At 60.8% G+C, this 17,632-nt stretch carries 12 protein-coding genes; 8 read left to right on the top strand and 4 right to left on the bottom strand.

Features of this window, described 5'->3' with window-relative positions:
- The first annotated feature begins 32 nt into the window (after positions 1-32).
- The 8 genes from QTL56_RS08695 to QTL56_RS08660 all read left to right on the top strand — a co-directional run bounded on the left by QTL56_RS08695 (position 33) and on the right by QTL56_RS08660 (position 9,606).
- The gene (locus tag QTL56_RS08695; RefSeq protein ID WP_245136243.1) at positions 33-1,169 is read left to right on the top strand and encodes a metallophosphoesterase; all 1,137 of its coding nucleotides are present in this window, start codon (positions 33-35) and stop codon (positions 1,167-1,169) included.
- Positions 1,170-1,353: 184 nt separating this feature from the next.
- On the top strand, positions 1,354-3,780 hold the full coding sequence (locus tag QTL56_RS08690; protein WP_245136245.1) for a GcvT family protein: 2,427 nt from the start codon (positions 1,354-1,356) through the stop codon (positions 3,778-3,780).
- Positions 3,781-4,052: 272 nt separating this feature from the next.
- Entirely contained in the window at positions 4,053-4,955 is a 903-nt protein-coding gene (locus QTL56_RS08685) for a branched-chain amino acid ABC transporter permease (protein WP_229574423.1), read from the top strand.
- Positions 4,956-5,004: 49 nt separating this feature from the next.
- Positions 5,005-6,354, top strand: a complete 1,350-nt coding sequence (livM, locus tag QTL56_RS08680) for a high-affinity branched-chain amino acid ABC transporter permease LivM (RefSeq protein WP_370660355.1) — start codon at positions 5,005-5,007, stop codon at positions 6,352-6,354.
- Complete coding sequence (locus tag QTL56_RS08675) at positions 6,354-7,226, top strand: ABC transporter ATP-binding protein (RefSeq protein WP_370660335.1); 873 nt, start codon at positions 6,354-6,356, stop codon at positions 7,224-7,226. Before livM ends, QTL56_RS08675 begins: the two co-directional genes overlap by 1 nt.
- Complete coding sequence (locus QTL56_RS08670) at positions 7,226-7,954, top strand: ABC transporter ATP-binding protein (RefSeq protein ID WP_229574420.1); 729 nt, start codon at positions 7,226-7,228, stop codon at positions 7,952-7,954. The genes QTL56_RS08675 and QTL56_RS08670 overlap by 1 nt, the downstream gene beginning before the upstream one ends.
- An 18-nt stretch (positions 7,955-7,972) precedes the next feature.
- Entirely contained in the window at positions 7,973-8,326 is a 354-nt protein-coding gene (locus tag QTL56_RS08665; protein ID WP_229574419.1) for a DUF6867 family protein, read from the top strand.
- 164 nt (positions 8,327-8,490) lie between these two features.
- Positions 8,491-9,606 carry a branched-chain amino acid ABC transporter substrate-binding protein gene (locus tag QTL56_RS08660; protein WP_229574418.1) on the top strand — a complete coding sequence of 372 codons (1,116 nt, stop codon included), beginning with the start codon at positions 8,491-8,493 and terminating at the stop codon, positions 9,604-9,606.
- A gap of 206 nt (positions 9,607-9,812) precedes the next feature.
- Here the strand turns inward: QTL56_RS08660 and QTL56_RS08655 are convergent, their stop codons facing one another.
- From QTL56_RS08655 to QTL56_RS08640, 4 genes are all read right to left on the bottom strand, one after another.
- Positions 9,813-10,736 carry a response regulator transcription factor gene (locus tag QTL56_RS08655; RefSeq protein ID WP_229574417.1) on the bottom strand — a complete coding sequence of 308 codons (924 nt, stop codon included), beginning with the start codon at positions 10,734-10,736 and terminating at the stop codon, positions 9,813-9,815.
- A complete protein-coding gene (locus QTL56_RS08650) occupies positions 10,729-14,112 on the bottom strand; it encodes a hybrid sensor histidine kinase/response regulator (protein ID WP_245136249.1) in 3,384 nt (1,127 codons plus the stop codon). The genes QTL56_RS08655 and QTL56_RS08650 overlap by 8 nt, the downstream gene beginning before the upstream one ends.
- Before the next feature lie 219 nt (positions 14,113-14,331).
- Entirely contained in the window at positions 14,332-16,884 is a 2,553-nt protein-coding gene (locus QTL56_RS08645; protein WP_245136252.1) for an HWE histidine kinase domain-containing protein, read from the bottom strand.
- Positions 16,862-17,428 carry a biliverdin-producing heme oxygenase gene (locus QTL56_RS08640; protein WP_245136254.1) on the bottom strand — a complete coding sequence of 189 codons (567 nt, stop codon included), beginning with the start codon at positions 17,426-17,428 and terminating at the stop codon, positions 16,862-16,864. Before QTL56_RS08640 ends, QTL56_RS08645 begins: the two co-directional genes overlap by 23 nt.
- Positions 17,429-17,632: the final 204 nt, after the last annotated feature.

Here is a 17,632-nt window from a genome sequence, read left to right as displayed (position 1 = left end):
GGCGTTCGCCGCGCAAAGGACCCCGCCCCCGCATGTTTCATCTGATGTTTTCGCTGCCATGGCTTATCGTGGCAACCCGCTTCATCGCCCCCTTGCCGTGGCCGTGGTGGGCGAAGCTCTCGCTCGCCGTCTTCCTGCTGTTTGCCTCGCAATATCATCTGTTCAGCCGGTTCACGTCGGGATCAGTCTTTGCGCCGGAATTTCCTCGACCACTGGTGATTGCCTTCAATCTGTTCTTCGGCGCCATCGTGCTGCTGGCGGCCATGCAGGTGATCCTCGATCTGCTGGGTATCCTGATCTTTGCCGTCACCTGGTCGTTTCCGGTCGTGCCGCCTGAGGTGCGCTACACGATGGGCATTGCCGCGCTGTTGCTCGCAAGCTTCGGCATCAGCCAAGCGATCCGCGTGCCCCGGGTGAAGCGCATCGAGGTTGAGATCCCCGGTCTTGCGCCTGATCTGGACGGCTATCGGATGGTGCAACTGACCGACATGCATATCAGCCGGCTGTTTACGGCCGCCTGGGCAAAGGCCGTCGTCGAGAAGACCAATGCGCTGAATGCCGATCTGATCGTCATCACCGGCGATCTGATTGATGGAAGTCTCGACATCCGGCGCGACGACATTGCGCCACTGGCGGGCCTCAAGGCCCATCACGGCGTGCTGGCAGTGCCGGGCAATCACGAATATTTCTTCGATGTCGACCGCTGGCTGGCACATTTCCCAGAACTCAACATGCGGATCCTTGCGAATGACCATGCGGTCATCGAGCGCGGCGAGGGCCGGCTTGTGATTGCCGGTGTGACCGATCTTTCGGCGCGGTTTAGCGGCGCTGTCGAGCCCGATCTGGAAAGGGCGCTTCATGGTGCGCCAGCTTCTGCCCCGGTCATCCTTCTCGACCACCAGCCGCATATGGCACAGCGGGCCGCGAAGAGGGGCGTTACGCTGCAGCTTTCGGGCCATACCCATGGCGGCATGGTGCGCGGTCTCGACCGGCTCGTCGCCCGGGCAAACAATGGCTATGTTTCCGGCTTCTACCAGGTCGGAGACATGAAGCTCTACGTCAGCAACGGTACGGGGCTCTGGCCGGGCTTTGCGCTCAGGATCGGTGTGCCGGCGGAGCTGACCGAGTTTACGCTGCGGTCGGCGGCGCAGAACCCTCGCCAGACCTGACTTGCTGACTTGCTCGTTGGAAGGCCCCCGGTTGCAGGCGCCCCGGCCGTGGCTGTGACACGCCGCCCAGAGAACACTTGGTGTTATCGATGCGACATGTTTCGTCGCAGCATGGTCTTCTGGCTTTCACGTGCGCAATCTAGCTTTGTCGCATCAATGTTTGCCGCCAAGGAGAGCGTTTTCCATGAAGAGCCATGCGCGTGTCGTCGTTATCGGCGGGGGTGTCGTCGGATGTTCGGTCCTGTACCACCTGACCAAGTTCGGCTGGACCGACGTGGTGTTGCTCGAGCGTTCGGAGCTCACCTCCGGCTCGACCTGGCATGCGGCCGGCGGCATGCACACGATCAACGGCGATCCGAACGTCGCCAAGCTGCAGAAATATACGGTCGAGCTCTACAAGGAGATCGAGGAATATTCCGGCCAGGACATCGGCTTGCACATGACATCCGGCCTGATGCTGGCCGCCACCAAGGAGCGCTTCGACTGGATGAAGTCGCTCCTGGCCAAGGGCAAGTATGCCGGCGGTGAAGCGACGCTCATTTCGGCGCAGGAAGCCTATGAAATGATGCCGCTCCTGGATCCGAAGCAGTTCGTCGGCGCCGTCTTCGATCCGCATGAAGGTCATCTCGACCCTTACGGCACGACGCATGCCTATGCGAAGTCGGCCAAGAAGAATGGTGCGGACATCTACCTGCACACCAAGGTCGAGGATCTGGTGCAGCTGGAAGACGGCACATGGCGGGTGATCACCGACAAGGGGGAGATCCGGTGCGAGCATGTCGTCAATGCTGCCGGCCTCTGGGCGCGCGAAGTGGGTCGCATGGTCGGGCTGGAACTGCCCGTGCTCGCCATGGAGCATATGTATCTGATCACCGAGGACATGCCCGAGGTCGTCGAGTTCAACAAGACGACGGGCAAGGAACTGATGCACTGCGTCGACTTCGACGGCGAGATCTATATCCGCCAGGAGCGCAACGGCATGCTGATGGGCACCTATGAAAAGGACTGCCGCCCCTGGTCGCCGATCGAGACGCCGTGGACCTTTGGCCATGAATTGCTGGCCGAAGACCTGGAACGCATCACCACCGAACTCGAAATCGGTTTCCGGCATTTCCCGGCCTTCAACAATGCCGGCATCAAGAAGATCATCAACGGCCCCTTCACCTTCTCGCCAGATGGCAACCCGCTCGTGGGTCCGGTGCGCGGCATGACCAATTACTGGTCGGCCTGCGCAGTGATGGCCGGCTTCAGCCAGGGCGGCGGCGTGGGTCTGGCGCTCGCCAACTGGATCATCGAAGGCGATCCGGGCTTCGATGTCTTTGCCATGGACGTCTGCCGCTACGGCGATTACGCGACGCTGGCCTATACCAATGCCAAGGTGCGCGAAAACTATTCCCGCCGCTTCTCGATCCGCTATCCGAACGAGGAGCTGCCGGGTGCGCGTCCGCTGCTCACCACGCCGATCTATGACAAGCTCAAGAGCGCGGGCGCCGTATTCGGGGCGTCTTACGGCCTGGAGACGGCGCTCTGGTTTGCGCCTGAAGGTGTCGAGGATGCCTTTTCGTGGCGCCGTTCGACCGACTTCGAAGCTGTCGGTCGCGAGGCCAAGGCCGTTCGCGAGAGCGTCGGCCTGATGGAAACCTCCGGCTTCGCCAAGTACATGGTGAGCGGGGAGGGGGCTCGCAGCTGGCTCGACCATATGCTCGCCTGCACATTGCCGGAGGTCGGGCGCATGGCGCTTGCACCAATGCTCAACGAGGCCGGCAAGCTGATCGGCGACTTTACGGTCGCCAATCTCGATGACGAAGATTTCCTCGTGATCGGCTCGGGCATCGCCGAGGATTACCACATGCGCTGGTTCGAAACCCACCTGCCCGATGACGGCTCGGTGGATATCGAGGCGCTGAACCTCAACCTCGTGGGCCTGTCGATCGCCGGGCCAAAGTCACGCGATGTGATCTCCAAGCTCACCCATCTCGACATGTCCGACGCGGCTCTGCCCTTTATGGCGATCCGTGAGATGGATCTCGGCATGGCACCGGTCATTCTGGGCCGTGTCAGCTATACCGGCGATCTCGGCTATGAGATCTGGATGCGTCCCGAATACCAGCGCTATGTTTTCGACACGCTGATGGAGGCCGGTGCGGAGTTCGGCATCTCGCTCTTCGGGCTGAGGGCGCTCAATGCGCTGCGACTGGAGAAGAGCTTCGGTAGCTGGTCGCGCGAATACCGTCCGCTTTACGGGCCTCTCGAAGCCGGGCTCTCGCGTTTCGTGGGGCTCAAGAAGGAGGCGAGTTTCGTCGGCAAGCAGGCGGCGCTCGAAGAAAAGCTGTCGGGCGGGACGCTTCGCCTGCGCACCTTCATCATCGAGGCGAAGGATGCCGACGTCATCGGCGACGAGCCGATCTCGTACAATGGCGAGGTTCGGGGCTGGGTCACGTCCGGTGGCTTCGCCCATCCGAGCGGCGTGTCTGTCGCCCTCGGTTATGTTCCCAAGGAGATTGCCGACGAAATGGAGGGGTGGGGCGTGGAAATTCTTGGGGAAATCCTGTCCGCCCGGCTGCAGCCTCTGTCGCTTTTCGACGCGAATGGGTCGCGAATGAGAAGCTGATCTGTTTTTCGCAAAAATGGGCTTGCATTAGTTCCATCGCAACGACGGCGGGTCGCCCGAGGCGACCTGCTGATTTCGTGGGCTTTTTCTGCTGCTTTTTTGTGTCGCCTGTTGAATCCGGGGTCAACTGCCTCGTTAACAGCAACATTTTGTCCCCGATCCGCCTTTTTGGCTTCACATTTTCGGACAAAACGATATGGAATCCTCCAACGCCTACGCCCGCAAGGGACAACAAAATGAGACGCAACAAACAGGCGTCCGGGGGATAATATATGGAGTACTTCATCCAGCAGCTCATCAACGGGCTGACTCTTGGATCCATCTATGGCCTCGTGGCTATCGGCTATACGATGGTCTACGGCATCATCGGCATGATCAATTTTGCCCATGGCGATATCTTCATGCTCGGCGGCTTCGCCGCACTCATCGTCTTCCTCATCCTGACATCCTTTTTCGCCGGAATTCCGGTGGCGCTCGCGCTCTTCATCATGCTGATCGTCGCGATGCTGATGACCGGGTTGTGGAACTGGACGATCGAGCGCGTGGCCTACCGGCCGCTGCGCGGTTCGTTCCGGCTTGCGCCGCTGATCACCGCGATCGGCATGTCGATCGTGCTGTCCAACTTCATCCAGATCTCGCAAGGGCCGCGCAACAAGCCGATCCCGCCTCTGGTCAGTGATGTCCTGCATATCGGCAATGTCACCATTGCGCTGAAGCAGGTGATCATTGTCGTGGTGACCGCCGCCCTGCTCGCCGCCTTCTGGTATATCGTCAACAAGACTCCGCTCGGGCGTGCTCAGCGCGCCACCGAGCAGGATCGCAAGATGGCCGCGCTGCTTGGCGTCGATGTCGACCGGACGATCTCCGTGACCTTCGTGATGGGCGCTGCACTCGCGGCGGTCGCTGGCACGATGTACCTGATGTATTATGGTGTCGCCTCGTTCAATGACGGCTTCATTCCGGGCGTCAAGGCCTTCACGGCGGCGGTACTTGGAGGTATCGGCTCGCTTCCAGGTGCTGTTCTCGGTGGGCTGTTGATCGGCCTGATCGAGTCGCTGTGGTCCGCTTACTTCAGCATCGCCTACAAGGATGTCGCTACATTCGGTATCCTTGCATTCGTGCTGATCTTCAAGCCGACCGGCATTCTTGGTCGACCGGAAGTCGAGAAGGTTTGATCCGATGACAGAACCCGTAAATGTAAATGGTGCCGTATCTTCCGGCACGATGACGCGCGCCATCAAGGAAGGTCTCTTTGCTGGTGTCATCACGCTCGGCCTCTTCATTCTCTATATCGGCATCAAAACCGATCAGAACATGGCGAATGAATTGATCTGGTACCCGCGCTGGGGGCTTCTTGCATCCTTCGTCGCGATTGCCGCTGTCGGTCGTTTCGCCCTGGTCGCCTTCATCACGCCCTGGTTCCAGGCGCGCAAGGAGAAGAAGTCCGCTTCGGTGCCGGTGCATGACATCGATGCGAAGCCGAGCTTCTTCAAGACGCATTTCCTCAAGATCGCGCTTCTCGCGCTCGTCCTCTATCCGCCGGTGATTCTGGCGCTGACGGGTGTGCAGGGATCGCTCAAATATGTCGATAACTTCGGCATCCAGATCCTGATCTATGTCATGCTCGCCTGGGGTCTGAATATCGTCGTTGGCCTCGCCGGCCTGCTCGATCTGGGCTATGTGGCCTTCTATGCCGTGGGCGCCTATTCCTATGCTCTGCTCGCACAGAATTTTGGCTTGTCCTTCTGGCTGCTCTTGCCGCTTGCCGGCATCCTTGCCGCCTTCTGGGGCATCATCCTCGGCTTCCCGGTCTTGCGGTTGCGGGGCGACTACCTCGCCATTGTCACACTGGCGTTTGGCGAGATCATTCGACTGGTGCTGATCAACTGGCAGGACGTGACCAAGGGTACGTTTGGTATCTCCAGCATTCCCAAGGCAACCTTCTTCGGCATTCCGTTCGACGCCTCAGCTGGCGGTTTTGCCAAGATGTTCGATCTGCCGATGTCGTCGGCCTACTACAAGATCTACCTGTTCTACGTCATCCTGGCGCTCTGCTGCCTGACTGCCTATGTCACGATCCGCCTGCGTCGCATGCCGATCGGTCGGGCCTGGGAAGCGCTTCGCGAAGACGAAATCGCCTGCCGTTCGCTCGGGATCAATACCGTGACGACGAAGCTGACCGCGTTTTCGATCGGGGCGATGTTCGGCGGGTTTGCCGGCTCCTTCTTCGCCGCCCGTCAGGGCTTCGTCTCGCCGGAAAGCTTTGTCTTCCTCGAGTCTGCCGTCATCCTCGCCATCGTCGTTCTCGGCGGCATGGGGTCGCTGACCGGTATTGCGGTCGCTGCGATCGTCATGATCGGTGGCACCGAGGCCTTGCGCGAAATGGAGTTCCTGAAGCACATCTTCGGATCCGACTTCACGCCTGAACTCTATCGCATGCTGCTCTTCGGCCTGGCCATGGTCATCGTCATGCTGTTCAAGCCACGCGGTTTCGTGGGCAGCAGAGAGCCGACGGCCTTCCTCAAGGAGCGCAAGACCGTCTCGGGTAGCTTTACCAAGGAAGGTCACGGCTGATGATCTCCGGAAACAATACAATGAGCAATGACACCATCCTGAAAGTCGAGCATCTGTCGATGCGCTTCGGTGGTCTGATGGCCATCAACGACTTCTCCTTCGAAGCCCGGCGCGGTGAGATCACCGCGCTGATCGGCCCCAACGGCGCCGGCAAGACCACCGTCTTCAACTGCATCACCGGCTTCTACCGGCCGACGATGGGCATGATCACGTTGCGCCACAAGTCCGGCCAGGAGTTTCTCCTGGAACGGTTGCCGGACTTCGAGATCCCCAAGAAGGCCAAGGTCGCGCGGACCTTCCAGAACATTCGTCTGTTCTCGGGCCTGACCGTTCTGGAAAATCTGCTGGTGGCCCAGCACAATGCGCTGATGAAGGCCTCCGGTTACACCGTGCTCGGTCTGCTCGGACTGCCGGCCTACAAGAAGGCCGCAAACGACGCGATCGAGAAGGCCCGTTACTGGCTGGACAAGGCCGATCTCACCGATCGCGCCGACGATCCGGCGGGCGATCTGCCCTATGGGGCCCAGCGCCGTCTCGAGATCTGCCGCGCCATGTGCACCGGACCTGAGCTTTTGTGTCTGGACGAGCCGGCGGCCGGTCTCAATCCGAAGGAATCCCTGGTGCTCAACTCGCTGTTGCGCAACATCCGCGACGAAGGCACATCGCTGCTCCTGATCGAGCACGACATGTCGGTCGTCATGCAGATTTCCGACCATATCGTGGTGCTGGAATATGGCCAGAAGATCTCTGACGGCTCGCCCGATCACGTGAAGAACGACCCGAAGGTCATCGCGGCCTATCTGGGTGTCGAGGATGAAGAATTGGACGAAGTGATCCACGAAGTCGAAGCGATTGCCGGGGGGGAAGCCTGATGTCCTCTGAACCGCTTCTCAAGGTTTCCGGTGTCGAAACCTATTACGGCAATATCCGTGCGCTCGCGGGCGTCGATGTCGAGGTCCACAAGGGTGAAATCGTCTCGCTGATCGGCGCCAATGGCGCTGGCAAGTCTACGCTGATGATGACCATCTGTGGCAATCCGCAGGCGCGCAGCGGACAGGTCGTTTTCGACGGTGAAGACATCACCAAGATCCCGACCCATCTCATCGCACGCCGCCGTATCGCCCAGTCCCCGGAAGGTCGCCGGATCTTTCCGCGCATGACGGTGCTGGAAAACCTGCAGATGGGGGCCGGCCTCGACGATCTGAAGTACTTCAAGGAGGACGTGGAGAAGATCTTCACCATGTTCCCCCGCCTGAAGGAGCGTCAGAGCCAGCGTGGCGGTACGCTCTCGGGTGGCGAGCAGCAGATGCTGTCCATCGGCCGAGCGCTGATGTCGCGGCCGAAGCTGCTTCTGCTTGACGAACCCTCGCTCGGTCTCGCACCGCTGATCGTCAAGGGGATCTTCGAACAGATCAAGCGGCTCAATCAGGAAGAAGGTCTGACCGTCTTCCTGGTCGAGCAGAATGCTTTCGCCGCACTGAAGCTGTCCGACCGTGCCTATGTCATGGTCAATGGCAAGGTGACGATGAGTGGCACGGGTAAGCAGCTGTTGGCCGATCCATCGGTTCGCGCGGCTTATCTCGAAGGCGGCCATCACTGAGCGCGGGGAGAATTTGACATGCAAGGTTTGTTTTTCGAAAGCGACACCACCGTTCGGCTCGTGCTGCGGTTCCTCGTGATGCTGCTTGGCATATGGACCGCGTGGCGGACCGGCAAGGCCGCAGCCGAGGGCTGGAGCGGCTATGGTACGGTGCTCGTTTACGTGCTGGGCTTGGGCTTCGCGATGCGGTTCCTGCACTATTCGCTGTTTGCGGGTCCCTTCGTCAGCCCCTTCTTCTACGTGCTCGACGTGGTCATCCTGATGGTGTTTGCCGTGGCCGGTTTCCGGTCGCGCCGCACCACGCAGATGGTCGACAACTACTACTGGCTCTACGAGAGAACATCGTATTTCTCGTGGAAGAACAAAGATTGACAAGTTGTTGTTTTCTGTCGCAGATTGCCGGCAGAGGACGTCGACTTGCGATAAGACAAGGCCTCGGCCGTATACAAAGAGTGGAACAGTTTTCCGGCGCAGTCGCAGCGGGTATTGCGCAGGGTTTTCAACCTAACCCGCACAAAAAACTTGGGAGTAACAATATGAAGAAGTCTCTTCTTTCGGCAGTTGCGCTGACGGCCATGGTTGCCTTCGGCGGCAACGCTTACGCCGATATCCTGGTTGGCGTCGCCGGCCCGCTGACCGGCCCGAACGCGGCTTTCGGTGCACAGCTCCAGAAGGGTGCCGAGCAGGCTGCTGCCGACATCAACGCTGCCGGTGGCATCAACGGCGAAATGATCAAGGTCGTCCTCGGCGACGACGTGTCGGACGCCAAGCAGGGTGTTTCCGTCGCCAACAAGTTCGTTGCTGACGGCGTGAAATTCGTCATCGGTCACTTCAACTCGGGCGTCTCGATCCCGGCTTCTGAAGTCTATGCCGAAAACGGCATCCTCCAGATCACGCCTGCTTCGACCAACCCGAACTACACCGAGCGCGGCCTGTGGAACACCTTCCGCGTTTGCGGTCGTGACGACCAGCAGGGCGCCGTTGCCGGCAAGTACATTTCCGACAACTTCAAGGACGCCAAGGTTGCCGTCGTTCATGACAAGACGCCTTACGGCCAGGGTCTTGCCGACGAAACCAAGAAGGCCATGAACGAACTCGGCGTGACCGAAGTCATCTACGAAGGCATCACTGCCGGCGAAAAGGACTACTCGGCTCTGATCGCCAAGATGAAGGAAGCCGGCGTATCCGTCGTCTACTTCGGCGGTCTGCACACTGAAGCCGGTCTCATCATGCGCCAGATGGCCAGCCAGGGCCTGGACGCGACCCTGATGTCCGGCGACGGCATCACCTCGAACGAACTTGCTTCGATCGCCGGTGACGCAGTCGAAGGCACTCTGATGACCTTCCCGCCGGATCCGCGCAAGAACCCGAACGCTGCTGACGCCGTGAAGAAGTTCCGCGATGCCGGCTTCGAGCCGGAAGCCTACACGCTGTACTCCTACGCTGCTCTCCAGGTCATCGCTGACGCCGCCAAGGCTGCTGCCTCGGCCGACACGGAAGCCGTTGCCACGGCGCTGAAGGAAAAGGGTCCGTACACGACCGTTATCGGCGAACTGTCCTTCGACGCCAAGGGCGACATCACCCGTCCGGACTACGTCATGTACACCTGGAAGAAGGGCGAGGACGGCAAGTACTCGTACTTCCAGGACTAATTCGATCCTTCATCGGACCGACGGAAAGCCCGGCCTCGCGCCGGGCTTTCTGCGTTTCTGGAGGGTAGGAGAAGGGCCGTAGCCAATGAGCAGCAGGCGGGAGGCCGGCCGAGATCTGGCCATCGCCCGGGCGCGTGATGGCAAGCCTTCGAATTGGTGTTAGCGGCATTGCTTCGGCTGGCGAGTTGCCTGCTGCCTGCTGTCTCTCACGTCTCCCGCAGAACGTCTGCGGCTTTCACGGCTGCCGAGGCGCGGTTTTCAACACCGAGCTTGGAATAGATCTGTTCGAGATGCTTGTTCACCGTGCGGGACGAGAGCCCCAGGATTTCGCCAATGTCGCGATTGGCCTTGCCCTTGGCAATCCAGAGCAGGACTTCACTTTCGCGGTGTGTGAGGCTGAAGCGTTCACGCAGCATCTCGTCTTCGCTCTGACGGTTGGCGGAGGTCAGGCGGAAGAGATATTCGTCCGCGCCGATCGTGCCCAGCAGCGAGAGTGTGAGTGGCAGCCCGGTGGCACCGGGGAAGGGGAAATTTGATTCGGATTGCGCGGCCGTGCTGGCGCGGCGATGGGAGAGCCAGGCGGCTGCGGCCTTTGCGACTTCGCCAATGCCGTCGGCATGGCCGATCGCGGTTTCGATCAGGCGGCTCGCCTGAGGTGTCGTCCAGTGCACCTGACCGTCACCGCGGATGGCGAGCAGATGCCGGCCGGCAGCATCGAGCGCCACGCGCGCACTCTGGGCGGAGCGGGCATTCGACAGGTGGACGCGGATGCGGGCGCGCAATTCGTCGATGTTGATCGGCTTGGTAAGGTAATCCACACCGCCGGATTCCAATGCCTTCACGACATGTTCCGTTTCCGTCAGACCCGTCATGAAGATGACAGGCACCTGGGCGACCGCGGGATCCGCCTTCAAGGTGCGGCAGGTCTCGAACCCATCCATGCCAGGCATGACGGCATCGAGCAGAATGAGGTCGGGACTGATGCGGGCGACGATCGACAGGGCGCCGTGGCCGGAGGTGGCGATCAGGACGGAATAGCCCGAGGCCTCCAGAGCTTCGGTGAGGAAGCCGAGAGCATCGGGACTGTCGTCCACCAGAAGCACGATGTCTCGGCGATTCGCCTCAGCCATGGATCGACTCCCTGCCGGTTTCAAACGAGGTCAGGAAGTTGCGCAGACCCGCCATGTCGAAGGCTCGCACATAAGCGCGGGCGGTTTCGATGAAGGCGGCATTGCTTCCCATGCTTCCGAGTTCGGCGAGCTTCGCCTCGATGCCGCGCACATAGCCGATATCGCAGAGACTGATCAATTCCTCCAGATGCAGCGCGCCCGGCGAGAGTGGCCGATCCTGGCGGACTGTCTGCTGCAAGAGGCGCGGATTGTCGGCATAGATCCAGTCGAGGCCGAGGAAACGCGCGAGCTTGTCGCGCAGGCGGGAGATGTCGACCGGCTTTGCAATGGCGTCGTCATGGCCTTCGCCATCGGCTGCCGGGGCATCGCCGACATTGGCAGAGAGCATCAGGATCGGTGCCTTCTGACCGGCGTCGCGCAGTCTTTCGACCAGTTGCCATCCGTTCATGCCGGGCATGGAAATGTCGACGAGAAAGAGATCCGGTTTGACGCCATGGATCAGCGTCAGGCATTCAGGTCCACCTGCCGCCGTCAGCACGACGAAATCGAGCGGGGCCAGGACTTCGCGCATCAGTTCGCGGTGATCCTCGTTGTCGTCGACGACGACGATGGTTCGCCGGGGCCCCGTGTAGGAGACAATCCGGCGCTCCGGGGCCGGGGCGGTGTTCGGGCGGTCGATGGCAGACAGCATCAGCCGAACCTTGAAGGTGGATCCCTTGTCGCGTTCGCTGGTGACGGCTATCTCGCCGCCCAGGGTGTTGGTCAGGAGTTTCGTGATCGTCAGCCCCAGCCCCAGCCCCGGCATCGGGCGGACATTGTCTGCTTCGCCGCGCTGGAAGGGCTCATAGATCCGGTTCAGGTCCGTTTCCGAGATGCCACGGCCACTGTCGCTGATCGTGAAGGTCGCGACCTGGCTACGATAGTCGACATCGAACCGGATCGTGCCTTCGTCGGTGAACTTGATTGCATTCGAAAGCAGGTTGACGAGGATCTGGCGCAGGCGACGCTCGTCCGTTCGGACATAGAGCGGCAGGTTCCGGGAGCGCTGATGTTCGAAAAGAATGCTTTTGGCTGCAGCCTGGGGGGCAAACATGTCTATCAACTGGTCGAGGAAGTCCTGGATATTGACTTCATTGGAGAAGACCTGCAGGCGGCCGGCCTCGATCTTGGAAATGTCCAACAGGCCGTCGATGAGGCCGGAGAGATGGTCGGCCGAACGGCGGATGACCTTGATCGCGGATTGGCGCGGAACGGGGATGGTTTCATCCCGCTCGAGGATCTGGGCATAGCCCAGCACGGCGTTGAGCGGGGTGCGCAGTTCGTGGCTGAGGCCGACGACATAGCGGCTCTTGGCGCGGTTGGCGGCCTCCGCCGTCTCCTTGGCATTTTGCAGAGCGGCATCCGTCTTTCGGTGGGCGGCGATCTCCTTGAGCAGAAGCGTGTTCTGGCGGGACGATTCTTCTTCTGCCACGACGCGGCTGTCATGGGCGAGCACGTAGAACCAGGTGACGATACCGGCGATGATGGCGAAGATGAAGAAGACGACGGTCACGGTTCGGTTGACCACATCGGTCATTTCGGGCGTTGCAGCATTCACCTGATGGGCGATGACCGCAAGGATCACGCCGATGACGGAAATCGAGATCATGGCCGTCATGGCGTAGCGGCCAAGGCGTGTGGCAAAAGTCTCGATCACCGATTTCGGCAGCAGGGCGCGGGCGACGGTTGCGGCCTGGGCGTTGATCTTCGCATGCGGCTTGCACATGTCATGGCAACGGCTGTCGAGCGTGCAGCAGAGCGAACAGATCGGGGCTGCATAAGCGGGGCACCAGGCCATGTCCTCCGGCTCGAACGGGTGTTCGCAGATCGAACAGGTGATATCGGTCTGGTTCTTCCAGCTGTGGCGCGGCTTGCGGGCGAGGTAGTACTTGCCCTCCGTCCGCCAGGCTAAGAACGGCGAAATGACAAAGGCGACAAGCGTGACATAGGTCGAGAGCGAGGCCATGGTTGAGCCGAAGGCGCCGAAATGGGCGGCCAGTGCCAGGCTCGCGGAAAGCGCCATCGTGCCGCAGCCAACCGGATTGATGTCGTAGAGATGGGCGCGCTTGAACTCGATGCCGGGCGGTGAAAGGCCTAGCTTCTTGTTGATGAAGAGATCGGCGGAGATGGCGCAGAGCCAGCTCATGGCGATGATCGAGAAGATCCCTAGCGTCTCCTCAAGCAGCCCGTAGATGCCAAGCTCCATCAGCAGGAGGGCAATGGCAACATTGAAGACCAGCCAGACGACACGGCCCGGATGGCTGTGGGTCAGGCGCGAGAAGAAGTTCGACCAGGCGAGCGAGCCTGCATAGGCATTCATCACGTTGATCTTGAGCTGGGAGACGACCACGAAACCGGCCATCAGAAGCATGGCTGCCGTCTCGTTCGGCAGCATGTAGCCGAAGGCTGCGACATACATATGCGCGGGGTCGGCGGCCTCGCTGATCGGGACACCGGTGGAGAGCGTCAGCACGGCGAGGAAGGAGCCGGCAAGCAGCTTGGGGACGCCCAGGACAACCCAGCCGGGGCCGGCAAGAAAGATGGCGATGCGGTGATGCAGTTTGCGGGCCCCTTCCGGCGGCAGGAAGCGCAGAAAGTCGACCTGTTCGCCGATCTGCGGCATCAGGGCAAGGATGACCGCCGAGGCTGCACCGAATTCCAGCAGGTTGAAGGGGGCCGGCTGGCCCAGATTGGCATTGGTGTGGTCGATGCCGGCAAAGGCGCGCCAGAGATCGATCTTCTCCCAGTCGAGAAAGGCTATGAAGACGAAAGGCAGGATATTGAGGATGATCCAGAAAGGCTGCGTCAGCAGCTGGAACTTCGAGATCATCCGGATGCCATAGGTGACGAGCGGCAGAACAACGATCGCCGAGATGATGTAGCCGAGCCAGAGCGGAATCCCGAAGGCGAGTTCCAGCGCCTTGGTCATGATCGAGGCTTCGATGGCAAAGAGCATGAAGGTAAAGGCGGCATAGATCAGCGAGGTGATGGTTGATCCGATGTAACCGAAGCCGGCGCCGCGGGTCAGGAGGTCGATATCGACGCCGTGGCGGATTGCATATTTGCTGATGGGAACGCCGACCAGCAGCATCAGGATCGCGGCAACGACGATGGCGAAGAAGGCATTGGTCGTGCCGTAGGCGATGGTGATCGTTCCGCCGATCGCTTCCAGTGCGAGAAAGGAAATCGCCCCGATCGCGGTCTGGGAAATCCGGCTCGAGGAAAACTGACGTGCGCTCTTGGCCGTGAAGCGCAGGGCATAGTCTTCGAGAGTCTGGTTCGCCACCCAGCGATTGTATTCGCGGCGTACGGGAATGATGCGTTGGCGTGCGGCCATGCCTAAAATCTAGCGCCTTGTTATGGGTGGCTTTCCTTTAGGCATTTTCACGGGATTGTCCAGAATAGCAAGGGCTGTCAGGGCTTGATCAGGCCACCGTGGTAGTCCAGCCGATAGGCGATCCGGCCGTCGACGAGGATGCGCTCCGTGCCGATGAAACCATGGTCGCCAGCGGCCGCGGCGTTGCGACAATCGCTGAGCGGATGGTTCCGCCTTGCCTCAGGAGTTCAATGTGGCTGCCAGGCGATCCGCGAGGGCCCTGACGAGAGCGCTGGCGTCATAGGGCTTGCGGACGACCGGCACCGAGAGGAGTTCGTCGGGCACCAGCGAGCGATCATCATAACCTGTTGCGAAGACGAAGGGGATGCCACGGCGCACCAATTCCTCGGCCACGGGCACCGAGGTGTCGCGTCCGAGATTGATGTCGAGCACGGCGATGGACGGCGTAAACGACTTCAGGCGGTTCAGGGCATCGCCGCTCGAACTCGCCGTGACGACCGTCTCGATGCCCGCATCGGCAAGCATCATCTCGGCATCCATGGCAATGAGGACCTGGTCTTCCACCAGCAGCACCTGCAAGCCCGCGATGCTCTGGGGACCCGCCAGCACACCGCCTTCGGCTTCCAGGAGTTTTTCCGCATGCACCGGTTCACTCTCCCAGGTGAGGAAGCGTCCCGGCAGGCAGAACTCTGCATCGAGGCCTTCCGGACGATATTCCAGCCGGCTCGTGCCGCCGAGATCGTAGGGTATGCTACGCTCGATCAGCGCCGAACCGAAGCCCTTTCGGCCGATCGGGCCGACGGGTGGGCCACCGGTCTCACTCCAGTGAAGCACACAATTACCACCGTCATTTACCTGCCAGGTGACCTCAAGCCTTCCCCCATCGCGAGACAGGGCGCCGTATTTGGCAGCATTGGTGCATAATTCGTGGATAACCAGGGCTGCCACGGCATGGGCGCGGGCGTCGAGTGTCGCGCGTGGTCCCTTGACGACGATCGTGCTGCGACCGGCGCGGTAGGGCAGGAGTTCTGCGTCGAGCAGGTCGTTCAGCGTGCCGCCGCCGCCACCTCGGGTCAACTGGTCATGTGCATGCGACAGCGCGTGAATGCGGCCGCGAAGGGAACCGATGTAATCCTGGATCGGTCCATCCTCCTGCGAGGGGGAGGTGACGAGCGATTTGATCACCGCAAGAATGTTCTTCACCCGATGGTTCAGCTCTTCGTTGAGCATGCGCTGGCGGACGTCCGACTTGCTGCGCTCCTCATGCATCAGTTCGTTATGGCGCAGGACGATCTCGACGATGGCCGAGCGGATCGCTTCAGCGATCTCGAAGTCGGAATCGCGCCAGGGCGTCGCCTGACGCTGCACGGTTTCCTTCCAGATGGCAAAGCTCTTGCGTGGGGTCAGCCGGTCGCCCAGAGGACCGCTTTCATAGGTCTTCTCCGGATTGCCGGCCCAGTTCAGGGTCTGCAGCCGCTCCTTGCGGAAGAAGAAGAGATAGTCACGCGGAATTTGCGACAGAGGAACTGCCATGACGCCGGAGACGTCCTCGAAATAGTCCGCAGCCGGAGGATAGTCTCGCGACAGCGCCTTCGTCGACCAGATGCGGCCGTCAGCGACTTCCCCGACGAATCGAGTGAGATCAACTTCCCGCCCGTGCGGCGGGGCGGCGCCGATGGCGGTCCAGCGTCCGTTCATCCACATGCCCACGCCGTCACAGGCAAAGAGCGACTGAAACTCCGGCAGGGCTTTCGTCAGGATATTGTCGAGGTCCGTGTGGTGGGAGGCCGCCTGCAGAAACCGATCCAGCGAGCGGCGGGCCTCGTTCGCGATGTCGAGCTTGCGCTTCTGCTTGAGCGCAAGGAGGTGCAGCGAAAAGAACTCGCCGAACATTTCCGCCGCGATCCGCTCCGACAAAGTGAGCGTCTTTGGCGCGTAGTGGTGGCAGGCGATCAGGCCCCATAGTCTGTCATCGACGATGACGGAGATGGACATGGAGGCCGCAACGCCCATATTGCGCAGATACTCGCAGTGGATCGGCGAGACGCTGCGCAGATGGGCAAAGGAGAGATCAAGCGGGGCAACGACTTCGTCTGCCGCCGGCAGCAGATTTACCCGCAGGCCCCGGGCATCCGAGATGACCCGGATCGGGTTTTGCATATAAAGGACGCGCGCCTGGCGGGGGATGTCGGTCGCTGGAAAATACTGGCCGAGGAAACTCTCCAGATCGTGCCGCTTGGCCTCGCTCGCAACCTTTCCCGAACCGTCGTCCTCGAACCGATAGATCATCACGCGGTCGTAGCCGAGCACCGTGCGAACAAGTTTCGCCGATGCGGAGATCAGGAGATCGATATCGTTGATGTCCCTGATCCTGCCGATCATTTCGCGCGCAAGCTGCAGGGGCTGGGTGCGCCTCAGAGACGGTTCGAATTCGAGGATCGCGCCCTGTACCTGGCGATGGACGGCAACGTCGAAATGCTGGCCGTTGGCGAGCGGCAGATGGGCGATGACCGCCGGACGGCTCGCATCGGGTGCTGCAGCAATGGCGTTTCTGATGTCGTGGGTTACGTCGGCACCGAACAGGTCCGCTATGGATTGCCCTTCCAGTCTCTGCGGCAAGCCAAGCATGTCAGGCGCGTTGGCCGAGTAACGGCGGACCGTCGTGATGGCGGGGTCGCAGGCCATAAGACATCCGTGCGGCTGTATGGCGCCGGGGATATGGATCGGCTCGCGATCGCAATTGGTCAGGTCAACGGACGGCGTGGTCAGCATTCATCGCGCTTTCGAAGGCATCACGGGCATAGTCGAAAGCGGTGTTTGCCCAGTCCGCGGCTGCCCGGGCATCGTATACACACACGTTCTCCATACGCTCGGAAAACGCACGCCAGTTCGAAAAGTTCCGTGCTTGTGAAAAAAGATGTCGGGCGCCGTAGTCGGCTGAAAAGCCAAGGGCTTCTGCACGTTTTGCAAGGAGGCGGGCTCCGAGCGAGGAGCCTTCCAGCACATAAAGCAAGCCGACGATACCGTCACCCTGGGGCGGCGCGAAGGCGCGGGGCGCCTCAGGCTCCGGTGTGTCGAGATCTGACAGGTCGGCCCTCAGTTCGTCCCGGACAAGACCCGGTTCCCAGTCGGAAAAGGCCTGGGGCAGGGCATGCTGGGAGAGCCAAGCCTCGACCGGCAGGCGAAAGGCGGCGATCCCTGCGAGATAGCGACGATAGTCGGCAGCCGTCGCGAAACCGCCGACCAGCGCATCGAGCGCCATATGGGCGTTCCATGTTGCTTCCTTGAGGGCGCTTCGGCGCGGCGGTAATTCCATGATGCTTCCTTACTTGGTCCCTTCCCATATAGAAGCTCGCCGCCCTCGCGAACAACCCGTTATCGTATTCGTGCCACGCTATGTGTTGGAGACCGGCATTCGAGGGCGCCGGTTCCGTCTTTTACCCCCCGACCTACGTTAAACGACGTATACGTTTTTGCGTCGCAGCATCCGATAGTCCCCTTCAGCAACGGTTAACACTCA

Origin of the sequence: Peteryoungia algae, assembly GCF_030369675.1 — a bacterium.
GTDB classification, from domain to species: Bacteria; Pseudomonadota; Alphaproteobacteria; order Rhizobiales; family Rhizobiaceae; genus Allorhizobium; species Allorhizobium algae.
This window is presented reverse-complemented; position numbering and strand designations above follow the sequence as displayed.